This window comes from Pseudonocardia benzenivorans CB1190 (assembly GCF_000196675.2).
GTDB classification, from domain to species: domain Bacteria; phylum Actinomycetota; class Actinomycetes; order Mycobacteriales; family Pseudonocardiaceae; genus Pseudonocardia; species Pseudonocardia benzenivorans.
In genome coordinates this window covers 2,602,103-2,618,093 of sequence record NC_015312.1, presented here as the reverse complement: position 1 = coordinate 2,618,093, position 15,991 = coordinate 2,602,103, and the positions used below count along the sequence as shown (strand labels likewise).

General features: G+C 74.4%; 14 protein-coding genes. 7 read left to right on the top strand and 7 right to left on the bottom strand.

From position 1 onward, the window contains the following. Positions 1-23 precede the first annotated feature (23 nt). Positions 24-1,037, top strand: coding sequence for an adenosine deaminase (gene add, locus PSED_RS12460; protein WP_013674596.1), 1,014 nt, complete (start codon positions 24-26; stop codon positions 1,035-1,037). A 4-nt stretch (positions 1,038-1,041) separates the two neighbouring features. On the opposite strand, the gene PSED_RS12455 is transcribed toward add, so the two are convergent. The 3 genes from PSED_RS12455 to PSED_RS12445 all read right to left on the bottom strand — a co-directional run bounded on the left by PSED_RS12455 (position 1,042) and on the right by PSED_RS12445 (position 3,288). After that, positions 1,042-1,860 (bottom strand): carbon-nitrogen hydrolase family protein, encoded by an 819-nt coding sequence (locus PSED_RS12455; protein ID WP_013674595.1) that lies wholly within the window; start codon positions 1,858-1,860, stop codon positions 1,042-1,044. 218 nt (positions 1,861-2,078) lie between these two features. Then, positions 2,079-2,936, bottom strand: coding sequence for a class III extradiol dioxygenase subunit beta (locus PSED_RS12450; RefSeq protein ID WP_013674594.1), 858 nt, complete (start codon positions 2,934-2,936; stop codon positions 2,079-2,081). Next, positions 2,929-3,288 carry a protocatechuate 3,4-dioxygenase gene (locus PSED_RS12445; RefSeq protein WP_013674593.1) on the bottom strand — a complete coding sequence of 120 codons (360 nt, stop codon included), beginning with the start codon at positions 3,286-3,288 and terminating at the stop codon, positions 2,929-2,931. The genes PSED_RS12450 and PSED_RS12445 overlap by 8 nt, the downstream gene beginning before the upstream one ends. Before the next feature lie 296 nt (positions 3,289-3,584). Here PSED_RS12445 and ligM point away from each other — a divergent pair, with 296 nt between their 5' ends. Next, positions 3,585-5,012 carry a vanillate/3-O-methylgallate O-demethylase gene (ligM, locus tag PSED_RS12440; protein ID WP_013674592.1) on the top strand — a complete coding sequence of 476 codons (1,428 nt, stop codon included), beginning with the start codon at positions 3,585-3,587 and terminating at the stop codon, positions 5,010-5,012. A 137-nt stretch (positions 5,013-5,149) separates the two neighbouring features. On the opposite strand, the gene PSED_RS12435 is transcribed toward ligM, so the two are convergent. The 4 genes from PSED_RS12435 to PSED_RS12425 form a co-directional block, all read right to left on the bottom strand. Continuing rightward, positions 5,150-6,754 carry a class I adenylate-forming enzyme family protein gene (locus tag PSED_RS12435; protein ID WP_013674591.1) on the bottom strand — a complete coding sequence of 535 codons (1,605 nt, stop codon included), beginning with the start codon at positions 6,752-6,754 and terminating at the stop codon, positions 5,150-5,152. After that, entirely contained in the window at positions 6,754-7,776 is a 1,023-nt protein-coding gene (locus PSED_RS12430) for a DUF7064 domain-containing protein (protein ID WP_013674590.1), read from the bottom strand. The genes PSED_RS12435 and PSED_RS12430 overlap by 1 nt, the downstream gene beginning before the upstream one ends. 370 nt (positions 7,777-8,146) lie before the next feature. After that, positions 8,147-8,281: a hypothetical protein gene (locus PSED_RS35295; RefSeq protein WP_013674589.1), complete on the bottom strand. Its 135-nt coding sequence runs from the start codon at positions 8,279-8,281 to the stop codon at positions 8,147-8,149. Continuing rightward, a complete protein-coding gene (locus PSED_RS12425; RefSeq protein WP_013674588.1) occupies positions 8,278-8,925 on the bottom strand; it encodes a VOC family protein in 648 nt (215 codons plus the stop codon). The genes PSED_RS35295 and PSED_RS12425 overlap by 4 nt, the downstream gene beginning before the upstream one ends. 57 nt (positions 8,926-8,982) lie before the next feature. Between PSED_RS12425 and PSED_RS12420 the strand changes: the two genes are divergently transcribed. From PSED_RS12420 to PSED_RS12400, 5 genes are all read left to right on the top strand, one after another. Further along, positions 8,983-10,785: a helix-turn-helix domain-containing protein gene (locus PSED_RS12420; protein WP_013674587.1), complete on the top strand. Its 1,803-nt coding sequence runs from the start codon at positions 8,983-8,985 to the stop codon at positions 10,783-10,785. Between the two features lie 146 nt (positions 10,786-10,931). After that, positions 10,932-12,983, top strand: coding sequence for a hydantoinase/oxoprolinase family protein (locus PSED_RS12415; RefSeq protein WP_013674586.1), 2,052 nt, complete (start codon positions 10,932-10,934; stop codon positions 12,981-12,983). After that, positions 12,980-14,977, top strand: coding sequence for a hydantoinase B/oxoprolinase family protein (locus tag PSED_RS12410; protein WP_013674585.1), 1,998 nt, complete (start codon positions 12,980-12,982; stop codon positions 14,975-14,977). The genes PSED_RS12415 and PSED_RS12410 overlap by 4 nt, the downstream gene beginning before the upstream one ends. Then, positions 14,974-15,219, top strand: coding sequence for a hypothetical protein (locus PSED_RS12405; protein ID WP_013674584.1), 246 nt, complete (start codon positions 14,974-14,976; stop codon positions 15,217-15,219). Before PSED_RS12410 ends, PSED_RS12405 begins: the two co-directional genes overlap by 4 nt. Beyond that, positions 15,212-15,982 carry an SDR family NAD(P)-dependent oxidoreductase gene (locus PSED_RS12400; RefSeq protein ID WP_013674583.1) on the top strand — a complete coding sequence of 257 codons (771 nt, stop codon included), beginning with the start codon at positions 15,212-15,214 and terminating at the stop codon, positions 15,980-15,982. Before PSED_RS12405 ends, PSED_RS12400 begins: the two co-directional genes overlap by 8 nt. Positions 15,983-15,991 lie beyond the last annotated feature (9 nt).

Below are 15,991 nucleotides of genomic sequence, written 5' to 3'. Positions count from 1 at the left end.
CGGCCGGCCCGTATGGTCGGGACGTGGCGACCGGAGGGGACCCGGCGGCGTCGTTCGTCGACACGCTGCCCAAGGCCGAACTGCACGTGCACCTCGAAGGCACTCTCGAACCCGAGGACATGTTCGCGTTCGCCGCGCGCAACGACGTCGACCTGCCGTGGGCGTCGCCCGACGAGCTGCGCGCCGCGTACTCCTACACCGGGCTCGACCGGTTCCTGGAGCTCTACTACCGCGGCTGCACGGTGCTGCGCCGCCGCGCGGACTTCCACGAGCTGACGGCCGCCTACCTGCGCCGCGCTGCGGCGCAAGGGGTCCGGCGGGCCGAGATGTTCGTGAGCCCGCAGTCGTTCCTCGACGCCGGCGTCCCGGTCGCCGACCAGCTCGGCGGCGTGCTCGACGCGATCGCCGAGGCCCGCACCGACACCGGGATCGACGGCGCCCTGCTGGTGATCGCCCAGCGGCACCGCTCCGAGGCCGAGGCGCTGGAGCTGCTCGAGGTCCTGGCGCCGCACCGCGAGTCGCTGCTCGGCGTCGGGCTGGGCGGTGCGGAACGGGGGAACCCGCCGTCGCGGTTCGCCCGGTTCTTCGCCGACGCCCGCCGCCGCGGCTACCGGCTCACCTGCCACGCCGGGGAGGAGGGCCCGCCGGAGTACGTGCGCGAGGCGCTGGACTGCGGCGTCGAGCGGATCGACCACGGCTACACCGCGGCGGGCGATCCCGCGCTCGTGGCCCGGCTGCGCGACGAGGGCGTCCCGCTGACGATGTGCCCGCTGTCCAACCTGCGGCTGCGGGTGACCGACGACCTGAGCACCTACCCGATCGCCGCGCTGCACGACGCCGGCGTCGTCGTCACCGTCAACTCCGACGACCCGCCCTACTTCGGCGGCTACGTGGCCGACAACTACCGCGCCCTCGGCCTCCCGCACCCGACCCTCGCGGCGCTGGCGCGCAACGGGTTCACCGCCTCCTTCGCCGACGACGCGACGGTCGCCGCGGGCCGCCGCGCGGTCGACGACCACCTCGCCGCATGCGGGTGAGGGGTCAGCCGAACGTCGCCTTCCCGGCCTGGCGCGGGTCGCGGACGTTGGCGAGCGCACCCGTCGCCGTGCGGGCGGGAACGGCCCGGTCCAGGTCGACGTCGACCACCAGCAGCCCCGGTTCGGCCCCGAGCCGGTCGACGACCCGGCCCATCGGGTCGGCGACGAGGCTGTGCCCGACCCCGGTCGGCGCCTTGCCCCGGCTCAGCCCCGCGGTCTCCGGGTCGGCCTGGTCGCAGGCGAGGACGAACGTCCCCGAGTCCAGCGCCCGCGCCCGGACCAGCAGCTCCCACTGCTCGACCTTGCCCTCCCCCGCACCCCACGACGCGGGCAGCAACACCGCGTCCGCGCCGTCGCCGGCCAGCCGCTGGAACAGCGCGGGGAACCGCACGTCGTAGCAGGTGGCCAGGCCGACGGTGCGGCCGTCGACCTCGATCGTCACCGGCGTCGCCCCGGCCGCGACGGTCGCCGACTCCGCGAACCCGAACGCGTCGTAGAGATGGATCTTGTCGTAGGACGCCTCGACGCCCCCGCCCGTCGCGAGCAGCGTGTTGCGGACGCGGCCGTCGGGGTCGGGGGTGAACATCCCGGCGACGACGGTGATCCCGGCGTCCGCGGCGAGCTCGCGCACCGCGGACGCCCACGGGCCGTCGAGCGGCTGGGCGACGGGCCCGAGCGGGACCCCGAAGCGGCACATGGTCGCCTCCGGGAAGACGACGACCCGCGCCCTGGCCTCGACCGCGCGGCGCACGCCGTCGCGGACGAGGCCGAGGTTGACGTCGGGGTCGGTGGTGGCGGCGAGCTGGGCGAGTGCGATCTGCACGGCTCTCCTTTGCGGGGTCTCGCGAGGCAGGGGCCGACCGCCACTATCGGCCACCCGCGCGCGGTCCGCGAGCCCGCCCCGACGTGGACGCCACCCGACCGCACGCCCGCCGAACCCGGACCCCCACACCCGCGACTTCCGAGGCCGCGCAGGGCGCTGCGCTCCGTGTCGGAGGGCGCGCGGGCGTTGCGGTCCGTCGGAGGCCGCGCGGGCGGCGGTCAGGCGTGCTGGGCGACCCGGTTGTCGAACAGCGCGAGCCCGGCCGCGGTGTTCGACGCCGGGACGTGGTAGGCGGCGTGCACCTTGCGGACCCGCTCGTTCATGGCGCCGCGCATGACCAGCCACATGATCAGCTCGATGCCCTCGGACCCGGCCTGCCGGATGTAGTCCTCACGGGTCAAGGCCGCGAGCTTCTCCGGGTCGTTCTCGATGGCGTCGAGGAACATCGCGTCGAAGTCGGGGTTGATGAACCCCGCGCGGGCCCCGGCGAGCTGGTGCGACATCCCGCCGGTGCCCAGGATGCCGACCGTGCGGGCACCGTCGAACGACGCGATCGCCCGGCCGAGCGCCTTGCCCAGCGCGTAGCAGCGCGCCGCGGTGGGCTGCGGGTACTGGATGACGTTGACCAGGATCGGGACGACCGGGCAGGGCCACGCGTCGCCCGGGTCGGGCGTCCACACCGACAGCGGCACGGTGAACCCGTGGTCGACGTCGAGCTCCTGGAAGACCGTGAGGTCGAAGCCCTCGTCCATGAGGTGCTGCAGGAGGTGGAACGACAGGTCCGGCGCGCCCACGACGTCGGGCACCGGACGGCGGCCGAAGCCCTCGTCGGCCACCCGGTAGCGCTCCGCGGTCCCGATCGCGAACGTCGGGACGATGTCGAGGTCGATGCCGTTGGCGTGGTCGTTGTAGATCAGGATCGCGACGTCGGGGGTCTTGTCGGCCAACCACGTGCGCGCCGGCGCGTACCCCTCGAACAACGGCGCCCACACCGGGTCGCTCGTCAGCCCGCGGTCCATCGCGGCGCCGATCGACGGGACGTGCGAGGTCGCCAGCCCCCAGATCACCTCAGACATCGGTACGTCCTCCCGCGAGCAACGCGGCCTTGAAGTCGGCCTCGGACATGCCGGTGAAGACGCCGCCGAGGTACTGCATGGACAGCCCGTCCATCATCGCGAGCTTGTAGATGTAGAAGATGCTGCCCCCCAGGTCGAGCATCGCCTGCCAGTCACGGGCCAGCACCGCCGCCGTCTGCTCCTCCGACAGCGAGAACCGGGCGCAGTAGGCCCGCTCATCGGCGAGGAACTCCGTCCGTGCGGTCTCCGAGCGCAGCGACATGAACAGCTTGTTCATGTTGAGCCCTCGACGGCTCGTGGGACCGTCGAACACGTACGTGCCCGGGAGGTCCGGGCTGATCCGGCTCGTCATGCACCGCTCCAAGACTCGGGCCGGCAGCTGCGCCGGCGACCGTCGTCCCGACCGTAGATCGCGGTGCCGCTCCTGGCCACCAGGCAGTTGTCCCGGCCACTGTCGGCACCCCCGACGATTGTGCTTCGCGACAAACGACGGCGGGAGCCGTCCTCCGGGACGTCCGGCGACCCGCCTCGGCGACCCGGACGTGGCGGCACCGCCGCGCGGTCAGCCGGTGCCGCTCGGCCGCGACCGGCTTAGCGTGGGCCGAACGACAGCGTGGCCGAAGCACGACGCACTCTCTCGGAGGACGGATGGACACGAGCGCCGAGACGCCGACCGGTGGCAGCCTGCAGGAGGTCCTGGACGCGGCGGGGGACACCGTCGGGCTGCTGCGGAACTCGCAGATCGGGGCGTACGTGTACCCGGTCGTCCCGGCGGAGTTCACCAACTTCCGGCGCGAGGTCCTCGCCTGGCAGAAGACGGCCGTGCTGTTCGACCAGTCCCACCACATGGTCAACCTGTGGGTGTCGGGACGCGACGCGCTGAGGTTGTTCACCGACACCGGCGTCAACTCGACCGCGACGTTCCCCGTCGACTCCGCGAAGCAGTTCGTCCCCGTCTCCCCCGACGGCGGCGTCATCGGCGACGGCATCCTGTTCCGGCTGGCCGAGGACGCGTTCGTGTTCGTCGGCCGCGCGCCCGTCGCGAACTGGCTGACGTTCACCGCGGGCACCGGCTACGACGTCGACGTCCGCAAGGACGACCGCTCACCGTCGCGGCCCTACGGCAAGCCGGTGACCCGCGACGTCTGGCGCTTCCAGATCCAGGGTCCGCTGGCCTGGGACGTCATCGAGAAGGTGCACGGCGGGCCGCTGGAGCAGGTGCGGTTCTTCCGGATGGGACACATGAACGTCGGCGGCGAGCGGGTCCGCACGCTGCGCCACGGCATGGCGGGGGCTCCCGGCCTGGAGGTGTGGGGTCCCTACGAGACCTACGACAGGGTGCGCGACACGATCCTGGAGGCGGGCCGCGAGTTCGGTCTCGAGCCCGCGGGTGCGCGGGCCTACTCGTGCAACACCCTGGAGTCGGGCTGGATCCCCTCGCCGCTGCCCGCCGTCTACACCGGCGAGGGCCTGCGCGCCTACCGCGAGTGGCTGCCCGCGCAGGGCTACGAGGCCACGAACGCGCTGGCCGGCAGCTTCGTCTCCGACCGGATCGAGGACTACTACCTCAACCCCTGGGAGCTGGGCTACGGATCGTTCGTGAAGTTCGACCACGACTTCGTCGGCCGCGACGCGCTCGCCGGGATCGACCCCGCCAGCCAGCGCCGCAAGGTCACCCTCGCCTGGAACGCCGACGACGTCACCACGCTCCTCGCCTCCCCCTTCGCGGTGGACGGCCCGTCCTACCAGTTCTTCGACATCCCCAACGCGAACTACGGCTCGTCGAACTACGACTCGGTCGTCGACGCCGACGGCCGTGTCGTCGGACTGTCGCTGTTCACCGGGTACAGCGCCAACGAGCGGCGCGCCCTCTCGCTGGCGACGGTCGACCCCGACGTGCCGCTGGGTGCCGAGGTTCGGGTGATCTGGGGAGAGCCGGACGGCGGGTCGCGCAAGACCACGGTCGAGCCGCACGAGCAGTTCGCGGTGCGGGCGATCGTGAGCCCGGCGCCGTTCACCGCGATGGCCCGCGAGACCTACCACCGGGGCTGGCGCACCGCGGCGACCACGCCCTGACCGCGGCCGGCCCCTCGCAGCCGTGGTGGGCGGACACCGGACGGTGCACTCAGGGTGCGTCCGGATCTCCGGCCCCGCCGCGCGGTCCCGAGGGGTCCGCCCGCCCGCCCGAGGGCAGCGGTCCCCCCTCGGGCAGCTCAGGTCATCGCATCGGCGTCGCCCGTCAGGACTCCCTTGATGACGCGGTTCATCCCGTTGCGCGGCAACGCCTCCACGAAGTCGACCCGGACCGGCACCTTGTAGTCGGCCAGCCGCTGCGCGCACCAGTCGATCAGCTCGGCCGGGTCCGGCGCGACGCCCACAGGGACGACGACGGCCCGCACGTCGCTGCCCAGCACCTCGTTGGGCATCGGCACGACGGCCACCTCCGCGACACCGGGATGCTCCAGCAGCACGCCCTCCACCTCGACCGACGACACGTTGAGGCCCCCGCGACGGATGAGCGCGGCGTTGCGGTCGACGAAGTAGACGAACCCGGCGTCGTCGGTGGTGGCCATGTCGCCGGTGCGCAGCCAGCCCTCGCCGGGCAGCGCACGTCGCGTCGCTTCCGGGTCGGAGACGTAGCGCGACATCGTCGACGGGCCACGCAGGCACAGCTCGCCGACCTCCCCCGGCGCGGTCGTCGTCTCCGAGTCGGTGCGGCGCACCTCGAAGCCCACCCACTCCCGGAACCCCGTCCGCCCGATCGACAGACCGTTGTCCCCCATGCGGTCCAGCGCCTCGAGGTGGTCGTCGGCGACGAGCATGATCCCCGACGTCCCGCCCTCGGTGAGCCCGTAGATGTTCACCAGCTCCACGCCCCAGCGCTCGCCGATCTCTGATCGGGTGCGCCGGTAGAAGGCCTGGCTGCTCGGCTGGCCGCCGTAGCAGATGCGCTCGAGCGCGGCGAAGTCGTAGGCGTCGAGCTCGGCGGGGGTGCGCCGGTCGAGGATCAGCGCGAGCACCGAGGAGATGAGGAAGACCGACGTCGTGCGGTGGCGCTGCATCCGGTCGAGGGTGGCGTGCACGTCGAACTCCGGTTCGACGACGTAGGTGCAGCCCGCGGCCAGGCACCCGAGCAGGTTGGTGTGGCTGCCGGTGCTGGTGAAGAACGGCGCGAACGACTGGTAGACGCTGCCCGGCCGCACCCCCCATGCACCCACGCCCTGGTAGCCGCACGCCACCGAGCCGCGGTGGCTCAGCGCCACCGCCTTCGGCCGGCCGGTGGTGCCGGAGGTGAAGAGCCAGTCGGCGTCGTCGTCGCCGCGGACCGGGACCGCGTCGACGGCCGGGTGCGGCGCCTCCAGCACCCCGGTGGAGACGTCGAGCAGGACCTCGCCCTGGGCCACCTGCTCCAGCAACGGGCGGAACCGCGGCCCGTGCACGATCGCCGCGGGTGTCACGAACCCGAGCACGTAGGCCAGCTCCCGCGCCACGTAGCGGGTGTTGAGCGGCACGCAGATCGCGCCGAGGCGATGCACGGCGTGGTAGGCGACGTGAGCCTCGGCGGCGCCGTCGTTGTCGACGAGCACGCCCACCCGGTCGCCCGGCCCGACCCCGGCGGCGGCCAGCGCCCCGGCGGCGACGGCCACCCGGTCGGCCAGCTCGCGGTAGGTCCAGGCGATCTCGTCGCCGCGGACCAGGCTCGGCGCGATCAGGGCCGTCGTGTCGCCCACCACCGCGACCCGCGACGCGAGCAGCTCGGGGACGGTCTCCTCGGGGCCCGGCGCGTCCGGCCACCAGAAGCGCACGGGGTCGACCATCACAGGGGGTACCCGACCGCCGCGCCGTCCTCGACCCGCTCGATGTACTCCATGATCCCGTAGCCGGTGCGGCCGTCCCACATGTACTCGCTGAACGCCTCCGCGACCCGCGACCGCAGCTCCGTCCCGTCCTCGGTGCGACGGCGGTTGCGCAGGGGCGCGAGCGTGAGGGTCCTGGCGTCGATGACGGCCGTGCCCTGCGCCGTGCGGACCCCGAGCCGCGCGGCCGCGGGTTCCTGGTTGTCGTCCCACTCCGTCCACACGTCGAGGTCGGTGACCTCGTGGTACTCCCCGTCGACGAGCAGGACCCCGCGACGGCGCGACGTCCCGTCGGCACGGATGTTCTTGAGGATCATCAACGCCCGGTCCTCGCCGAAGTTCGCGATGAACAGCCGGTAGGCCCAGATCGCCTGCCAGTAGCGCGGGCCCCACGAGTGGTCGCGCCAGCCGTGGCCGTCGATCGGGAACTCCTCGTCGCCCACCACGATGTGCCCGGTGACCGCCGTGTGCTGGTTGAAGTGGCCGCGGGAGAACTGGTCGCCGTAGTACATGAGCGTCTCGTGCTCCGGCGCCGTCGGCTCGCCGCCGTGCATCGGCGACACACCCCGCGCCTCGAAGCGCACCGACGCCCGCGCCCGCGGCGCCTCGGCGAACATCCGGCGGGGGTCACGCAGGACCGACGGGTCGTCGAGGACGAACACCTCGCCGTCGTAGGCCATGGTGACCGCGGCGAACGGCTCGCCGACCTCGTAGCGCAGGCCGCCCGCGTCGAACGCGTCGTTGTGCGAGATCGACGGCTTCCCGAAGGCGCAGGCCACCCGGCCGCCGGGCAGGTACAGGCACACCGACAGCTCCGCGTAGCCCTCGTTGACGCGGTTGCCCAGCCGCATCCAGCCGCCCATCGCCGACCGCGCGTCCCACCCGCTGGCGTAGACGCTCTCGTTGAAGTTCACGAGGTCGTCCGGGGGGTGCGGGTACTCGTCGCGATGCTCCAGGCGCAGCCCGCCCGCGGTCGTCGTCACGTGGTCCCCCGTCGGTCGGCCCGCTCCGTCGATGCAACTGCCTCAACCCTATCCGGGCGACGGGGACCGGGACGCTCCGCGCGGGAACCTCGACCCCCGCCGTGGCGACGAGCCGGGTCAGGAAGTCCCGGAAGACGACGGACGGGCCGTCGGTGACGACGTAGACCTCGCCGGGGCGGCCGCGCTCGGCGGCGGCCAGCGGGCCGTGCACGGCCTCGGTGCTGACGTGCGCGAGCGCATGCACGGTCCAGCCGTCCGCCCGCAGCCGGCGGACAGGTGGCCGCCGAGGAACCCCGAACCGCCGGTGACGAACGCCGTCCCTGCCATCGACCCGGCGTAGGGACGCGTCACCCGCGTGAGGAGGGATCGATCAGGACGGCTCGTCCCCCGCCGCCACGACGAGCGGCCGGTCGGGGCCACCGGGAGGGTCCGCGCCGGCGTCGAGCGCCGCCGGGGCCGCGGCGACGTCACCGGCCCGTACGGCGTCGAGCAGCGCGGGAGTCATCCGAAGCGACAGAACTCGTTGCCCTGCGGGTCGGCCATGACGGTCCAGCACCGGTCCTCACCGGGCGGGCGCAGGGCCGTCGCGCCGGGGAGGTCGGCGGGCGCGGCCGTCACGTCCCAGTGCCAGCGGTTCTTGGCGGTGCGCGGGTCGTCGACGGGAACGAACTTCCACGTCATGTCCAGCCCGGGGACGTCCTCGAGATAGCGCGGCGTGCCGTCCGGGCCGGGGACGGTCCGCGCGCCGGTGCGCGCCGCCCACCAGGCCGCGGCGGCGACCGGGTCGGCGCTGTCGACGCAGAGCGCGAGCGCCGCCGGGCTGTCGGACGCGGCGCCGGGCCGGGGATCGAAGGCGCAGAACTCGTTGCCCTCGGGATCGGCGAAGACGCTGAAGACGTCGAACTCGGCGAGCCTCGTCGCACCCGGGACCTCGCGGCCCGGGACGACCAGGTCGAGGTGCACCCGGTTCTTGCCGACCTTCGGTTCCGGCACGGGGTTCACCCACAGCCACGGGGTCTCGTCGCGCAGCAGGGCGACGACGCCGTCGGCACGCGGCGCGGCGCGCATCCCGAGGAGCTCGGCCCAGAAGGCGGCCACCCGGGCGGGATCGGCGGCGTCGGCGCACAGATCCTTGAAGCGGACGGTCACGAGGCCGCAGGCTAGCCGAGCCCGGACCGCCCGGGCCGCGACGACGCGGAGGTGCCGGTGTCCGACCCGGACGGTCCCCGTACCGAGTGGATGAACGCTGCCGCCGACGTCCTGCGCGGGCTCAACGCCGACGAGGAGCCCGCAGCCCTGCTCCGTCGCGTCGCCCGGCACACGTGCGCGCTCACCGGCGTCGACTCGTGCGCGGTGATGCTGCTCGACGAGACCGGGACACGCCTGGTCACGAGGGCGAGCCACGGGCTGACCGAGGCCTACCGCCACGACCTCGACTCGCTGGCGCCGATGCTGGTGCACCCCACCGCGCACGCACCGGACGTGCCCGCCGCGCAGGCGGTCCGGGAGCGGCGGACCGTCGTGCTGTCCGACGTCGACGGCCTGGGCGAGGACAGCCCGTGGCGGGCCGCGGCGGGCCGGGAGGGGATCCACTCGATCCTCGCCGTCCCGCTCGACGCCGACGACGGCTGCGCGGGCGTCCTCGTCGGGTACACCCGGCGCGCCCACCGGTTCGCGGCCTCGGAGCTGGCCCTCGCCGAGCTGATGGCCCAGTACGTCGCGACGGTGCTGCGCGCGGCGCGGGTCAAGGAGGTTCAGCGCAGCACGATCGCCCAGCTGGAGAAGACCAACGCCGAGCTGACGACGGCCGTCGAGAGCCTGCATCACGAACGCGCGCAACGGGAATGGGCCGAGGCCCAGGACCGGCGGCTGGTGGCCCTGCTGCTCGACGACGCGGGGCTCGACGGCGTGCTCGACGCGCTCGCCGACGCGTTGGCCGCGACGGTGGTGCTGGAGTCGGCCGAGGACGGGACGGTGCTGGCCCGCTCGGCGGACGCCGCGGCCGGCCGGGAGCGCCCGGCCGCGACGGCCGCGCTCCCCCTCGGCCGTGAGCTCGGCACGCTCGGCCCGGGGTCGTCGCCGGTGCGGCTGGAGCTCGGCGACGCGCACGCGTGGGTGCTGGCGCTCGCGGTGGCGGGTGAGGCCGTCGCCCGGCTCTGGGTGATCCGCGACCGGGACGCGGGCGCGGGCGCGCCGCCGCTGGTCCGGTCGGTGATCGAGCGGTTCGCCCCGCTGGTGGCCCTGGAGCTGCACAAGCGCAGGCACGCCGCCGACGCCGCGCTGCGGCTCACCCGCGACCTCGCCGTCGACCTGGTGAGCGGCGGCGGGCGGGACCGGGACCTGCGCGACCGGGCCCGCGCCCTCGGCCACGACCTGACGCGGCCGCACACGGTCGTGCTGGTCCCCGCCGGCGCCGCCGCGACGCGCAGCGCGCGGGCGGCCCGCCAGGCCTTCGGGGACGCCGCGCTCGTCGGCGAGGACGCCGGGTCGCTGGTCGTCCTCGTCCCCGACGCGGACCGGGCAGCCCTGGTCGCGGCCGCGGCCGCGCTGCCCGACGGGCCGACCGTGGTCGGGGCGACGGTGACCGGGACCGAGGACTACCCGGCCGCATGGCGCGTGGTGCGCACCGCCGCCGCCCTCGCCGCCGCGGGCCCGCGTCGGCCTGGGCCCGTGGTCGACCTCGACGACCTCGGCGTCGCCGCGCTGCTGCTGGAGTCCGGCGCACCCGACGGCCTGCGCCGACTCGCCGACCGCACGCTCGGCCCGCTCGAACGCCACGACGCCCAGCGGTCGACCGATCTCGTGGGGACGCTGCGCGCCTGGCTCGACGCGGGCGGCGCGACAGCCGAGGCGGCCCGGGCGCTGCACGTGCACCCGCACACGGTCGGCTACCGGCTGCGCAGGGCCGGCGAGCTCACCGGCCTGGACCTGCAGCGGGCCGACGCCGTGTTCGAGCTGCGCGTCGCGATGATGGTGCGGGCGGTCCAGCGGGCGGCCGGGCATCCGTGACCGCCCGCGGCCCTGCGTCGCCGGCACAGAAATCCGGGCGTGCGTTGGACACCCGGCCATGGCGCGTCGTCGCGGGATGGCGCCACGATGACCGGGCCGGGCGGCGCGCGACGGGGCGCGTCGTCGGCGCGGACCGGAGGTCGCGGATGTACCGGATCGGGATCGACGTCGGCGGAACCTTCACCGACTGCGTCGCGGTCGACGAGGAGACCGGCGCGGTGCGCACCTGCAAGGTGCCGACGACGCCGCAGGACCAGTCCGACGGCTTCGTCGCCGGCGTCGAGGCGCTGGGCGTACCCATGTCGGAGATCTCCCTGGTGCTGCACGGCTGCACCGTCGGGCTCAACGCGGTGCTGACCCGCACCGGCAACACCATCGGCGTGATCACCACCGAGGGGTTCCGCGACGTGCTGGCCATGGGCCGCGGGCAGCGGCCCGGCGGCGACCAGTTCAACCCGCGCTGGCAACGCGAGTTCGGCGACACCCGCCGCCCGTTCGTGCCACGGCACCTGCGGCGCACGGTCGCCGGCCGGATCGACCGCGACGGCGTCGAGGTCGTCCCGCTCGACGAGGCGGGGCTGGAGTCCGAGGTCCGGTTCCTGGTGGGCCAGGGTGTCGAGGCGATCGTCGTGTGCCTGGTCAACGCCTACGCCGACGACAAGCACGAGCGCCAGGCCGCCCGGATCGTCGCCGACGTCGCGCCCGGCCTGCCGTGCTGGACCTCGACCGGCGTGCATCCCTGCTTCAAGGAGTACCCCCGCTTCTCCACCGCCGCCGTCAACACCTACGTCGGGCCGCTGGTGCAGGGCTACCTCGAACGCGCCGAACGCCGGCTGGCCGAGCTGGGCTACACCGGACCGCTGATGCTGATGCAGTCCAACGGCGGCGTGCTACCCGCGGCGACGGCCCGCGACCGGCCCGCGTACACGCTGCAGTCGGGGCCGTCGGGCGGTGTGATCGGCTCGCAGCGCGGTGGCGGCCGCATCGGCCTGCAGAACCTCATCACCCTCGACATCGGCGGGACCAGCGCCGACTGCGCCGTCGTCGCCGACGGGCGGCCCGTCGTGACCACCGAGCTCGAGCTCGAGCACGACGTGATCATCGCGCTGCCCGCCCTCGACGTGCACAGCATCGGCACCGGCGGCGGCTCGATCGCCTGGGTCGACACCCGCGGCGCGCTGCGGGTGGGCCCGCGCAGCGCCGGTGCCGAGCCCGGTCCGGCCTGTTACGGCCGCGGCGGCACCGAGCCGACCGTCACCGACGCGCTGGCGGTCCTCGGCATCCTCGGGCAGGCCCGGTTCATGGGCGGGACGGCCACGTTCGACACCGAGGCCGCGACGGCCGCCGTCGCCCCGCTGGGCGAGGCGCTCGGGCTCGACACGCCCGCGGCCGCGCAGGCGATCGTCGACGTCGCGACGGCGGCGATGGTCGAGGCGGCCCGCGAGGTGTCGGTCTACAACGGCATCGACCCGCGGCGGTTCGCGCTCTACGCCTACGGCTCGGCGGGGCCGGTGTTCGGGGCGTCGATCGGGCGGGCGCTGGGGTGCGAGTCGGTCGTCGTCCCGCCGCAGCCGGGCGAGGAGTCGGCCTACGGGCTCGCGCTGGCCGACCTGCGGATGGACGTCGGCGAACCGGTGGTCAAGCAGCTGGGCGAGCTGCCGCCGGGTGCGTTGGAGGACGCCTACACCCGGCTGCGCGACGACGCCCGCCGCACCCTCGGCGACCGCCCGGGGATCGACGTGACCCGCTGGCTCGACGGCCGCTACCAGGGCCAGACGTGGGAGACACCAGGCGTCCCGGTCCCCGAGCGGCCGCTCGACGACGCCGCGATGACCGAGCTGCGGGCCAACTTCGACGACACCCACCGCCGGACCTGGGGCTACGCCGTCGGGCACGCCGACGTGAAGGTGACGATGGCGCGGGTGACCGCGACCGTCGCGCTGGGCACGCCCGACGCACCCGAGCTCGCGGCGTCGTCCGGGGCGGCACCGCCGTCGGCCGAGGGGGCGCGGATCTTCCGCGGCGGGGCGTGGCGGGAGGTGCCGGTCGTCGACCGGGCCGCGCTGCGCGCCGGGGACCGCGTCGACGGCCCGGCACTGGTCGTGCAGCCGACCGCCACGACCGTGCTCGACGACGGCGACACCGCCCGCGTCGAGCCGACCGGACACATCGTGATCACGTGGGGAGCCGACCGATGAGCACGCCTGCACGCGGCGACGACGCCGTCGGCCTCGAGATCCTGCGCAGCGCCTTCTACGCGACGGTGCGCCAGGCCGGCCGGATCATCCTGCGGTCGAGCTTCTCCCCGATCATCCGCGACGCGTTCGACTTCTGCGTGACGCTCGTCGGGCCGATCGCGCCGCCGCGGCTGGACCTCGACATCGTCGCGATGAACGAGAGCCTCGCGCACTTCTCCGGCGTCATGCCCTACATGGTGCGCAACCTCGTGTGGGAGTACGGCGTCGACAACCTGCGCCCGGGCGACCTGATCGCCTACAACAACCCGTTCAAGGGCGGGAACCACGTCTACGACAACGGGTTCTTCCGGCCGGTCTTCCACGGCGGCGAGCTGATCGGCGGGGTCGCGGTGAAGGCGCACCTGGTCGACATGGGCGGGCTGACCGCGGGCGGCTACTCGGTGCGCAAGCGCTCGCTGTTCGAGGAGGGCGTCGTCATCTCCGGCGTCCAGGTCTACCGCGACGACGAGCCCTTCATCCCCGGCTTCAACCTCTACTTCGACAACTCGCGACTGCCGCAGAACATGCTCGCCGACCTGCAGGCGCTGCACAGCGCCGCGTCGTTCGTCGAGGAGCGGCTGCTCGCGCTGGCCGACCAGCACGGCGTCGAGACGCTGCACGACGCCATGGCCTACACCCTCGACTACGCCGACCGGTCGACCCGCGAGGGGCTGCGCGCCCTGCCCGACGGCGACTTCGTCGGCGAGGACGGCATCGACGCCGACGCCTACAACGACGAGCCGTACGTGATCCGGACGGTGGTGCGCAAGCGCGGCGACGAGGTCGAGGTCGACTTCAGCGGCACGACGCGGGAGGCGGCGTCGTCGGTCAACTGCTCCGTCTTCGACGCCATCAACGGCGTGTTCACCGCGGTCAAGTTCCTCTGCGACCCGCACAACCCGAACAACGCCGGCGCCTTCCGGTGCGTGAGCATCGTGATCCCGGAGGGCACGTTCGTCAGCGCCCGCCCGCCCGCCGCGACGACGATGTACTTCGACGCCGCCGAGGCCGTGTTCAACGCCGTGACCAAGGCGTTCCTGTCGGGCGCGCCCGCCGAGGCGGCCTTCGGCGGGCACTACAGCACCAACATGGGCCTGCTGATCACCGGGACGACCGGCGCCCCGTCGAGCGGTCCCCGGCGCAACCTCCCCCCCGGGGTGGCCGAACAGCTGGCCGCGGCGACGCAGTCGGTCCCGGTGACCCTCGACGACCCCGACGGGTCCGGGCGGCGGCTGTTCGTCGCCCCGCTGTTCGCCCTCGGCGGCTTCGGCGCCTCGGCGGCCGGCGACGGGGAGAGCTTCGTGTCGATGAGCCAGCAGAACCTCATGGAGATGTCGGCGGAGGCCATCGAGGAGGACCACCCGGTGATGGTGCTGCGCAAGGAGTTCGCGACCGACACGGCCGGCCCCGGTGAGCACCGCGGCGGCGCGGGCGTGGTCTACGACCGGATGGTCGTCTCGCGGGCCGACGTCTACCCGCTGCTGCTGCACCTGCGGGTGCTGCCGTGGGGCAGCAAGGGCGCGGAGGCCGGGCGGCCGGGCGGCGCCTGGGTCGGCGTCGCCGGTGCCGACGCCGAACCCGGCAGCGCGGTCGCGCGGACCTGGCTCGTCGCGCGCGACGACGGGCCGGGGCTGGAGCCGCTCGGCGGCTACTTCGACGACGACGGCGGGGCCGTCGCGGCCGGGGAGGGTCGCTGGGTCAACGGCCTCGGCGACGTCGACGCCGGGCCCGGCACCCTGGTCCGGGTGCGCACGCCGGGGGCGGGCGGCTGGGGCGACCCGCACCGGCGCGACCCGGCCGCGGTGCTGCGCGACGTCCGGGACGGCTACGTCAGCGTCGAGGGCGCGCGCCGGGACTACGGCGTCGCCGTCGAGGGCGACCCGGAGACCGCGCCCGACCGGCTGCGCGTCGACGAGGCGGCGACCGCGGTGCTGCGCAACGGAGGTGCCCGATGACCATGCTGTTCGGACGTCCGGAGGAGACCGAGCTGTCGGTCCCGCGGACCCGCCTCGACGAGACCTGCCCGCGGTGCGGGGGCGGCGACGTCGAGGGCTACACGATGCTCGACCTGCGCGGCTGGTGCCTGGTCGCGCGCTGCCCCGGCTGCCTGCACGTGCTGCGCCGCGAACCGAGCCCGACGCCGTTCGGCTTCACCTACGTCCCGTTCAGCGCCCACCTGCGCGGCGCGGGTGGGTGACCGGGTCGCGGTCGTCACCGGGGCGGCCGGCGGCATCGGGCAGGCGGTCGCGCGGGCGCTGGCGGGCGACGGGTTCCGCCTGGTCGTCACCTCGCGCGACCCCGCGTCGCTGGCCGAGACCCTCGACCAGGTCCGCGGCCTCGGGGCGACCGCCGAACCGGTGGCCTGCGACGTCCGCGACGAGGCCGCGGTCGCGGAGCTCGCGTCGGCCGCCGAGGCGCTCGGGGCGGTGCACACCGTCGTCGCCAACGCCGGGGTGACCGGACCGGTCGGGCCGCTGCACGAGGCGGCCCTGGCCGAGTGGCGGGACTGCCTCGCGACGAACCTCGACGGCGTCTTCCTGACCTTCCGCGCGTTCGCGGCCGGGATGATCGCGCGCCGGGAGGGGTCGCTGATCGCGATCGGCTCGATGACGGGCAAGCGCCCGATGGCCGGCCGCGGACCGTACGCCGCGTCGAAGCTCGGGGTGATCGGTCTGGTGCGCACCCTGGCGACCGAGCTCGGACCGTCGGGGGTGCGGGCGAACTGCGTGTGTCCCGGGCCGGTCGGCGGCGGCAGGCTCGACGCCCTGGTGCGGCGCAACGCCGTTCGCGACGGGATCACCGAGGACCGGGCGCGCGCGGCGTTCACCGACATCTCCCCCATGGGCCGCACCGTCGACGCCGACGAGGTCGCGGCCGTCTGCGCCTTCCTGGCCTCCGACGCGGCCGCGGGGATCACGGGCGAGGACGTCAACGTCTCGGCGGGGACGGTGATGTACTGACCGGCTCCT

Coding starts and splice junctions, on each gene's coding strand:
- PSED_RS12445 (WP_013674593.1), bottom strand. CDS start 3,288: ATGACGAGCCGGATCAGCCCGGACCTCCCGGGCACGTACGTGTTCGAC.
- PSED_RS12410 (WP_013674585.1), top strand. CDS start 12,980: ATGAGCACGCCTGCACGCGGCGACGACGCCGTCGGCCTCGAGATCCTG.
- PSED_RS12435 (WP_013674591.1), bottom strand. CDS start 6,754: ATGGTCGACCCCGTGCGCTTCTGGTGGCCGGACGCGCCGGGCCCCGAG.
- PSED_RS12415 (WP_013674586.1), top strand. CDS start 10,932: ATGTACCGGATCGGGATCGACGTCGGCGGAACCTTCACCGACTGCGTC.
- PSED_RS12450 (WP_013674594.1), bottom strand. CDS start 2,936: ATGTCTGAGGTGATCTGGGGGCTGGCGACCTCGCACGTCCCGTCGATC.
- PSED_RS35295 (WP_013674589.1), bottom strand. CDS start 8,281: ATGACTCCCGCGCTGCTCGACGCCGTACGGGCCGGTGACGTCGCCGCG.
- ligM (WP_013674592.1), top strand. CDS start 3,585: ATGGACACGAGCGCCGAGACGCCGACCGGTGGCAGCCTGCAGGAGGTC.
- PSED_RS12405 (WP_013674584.1), top strand. CDS start 14,974: ATGACCATGCTGTTCGGACGTCCGGAGGAGACCGAGCTGTCGGTCCCG.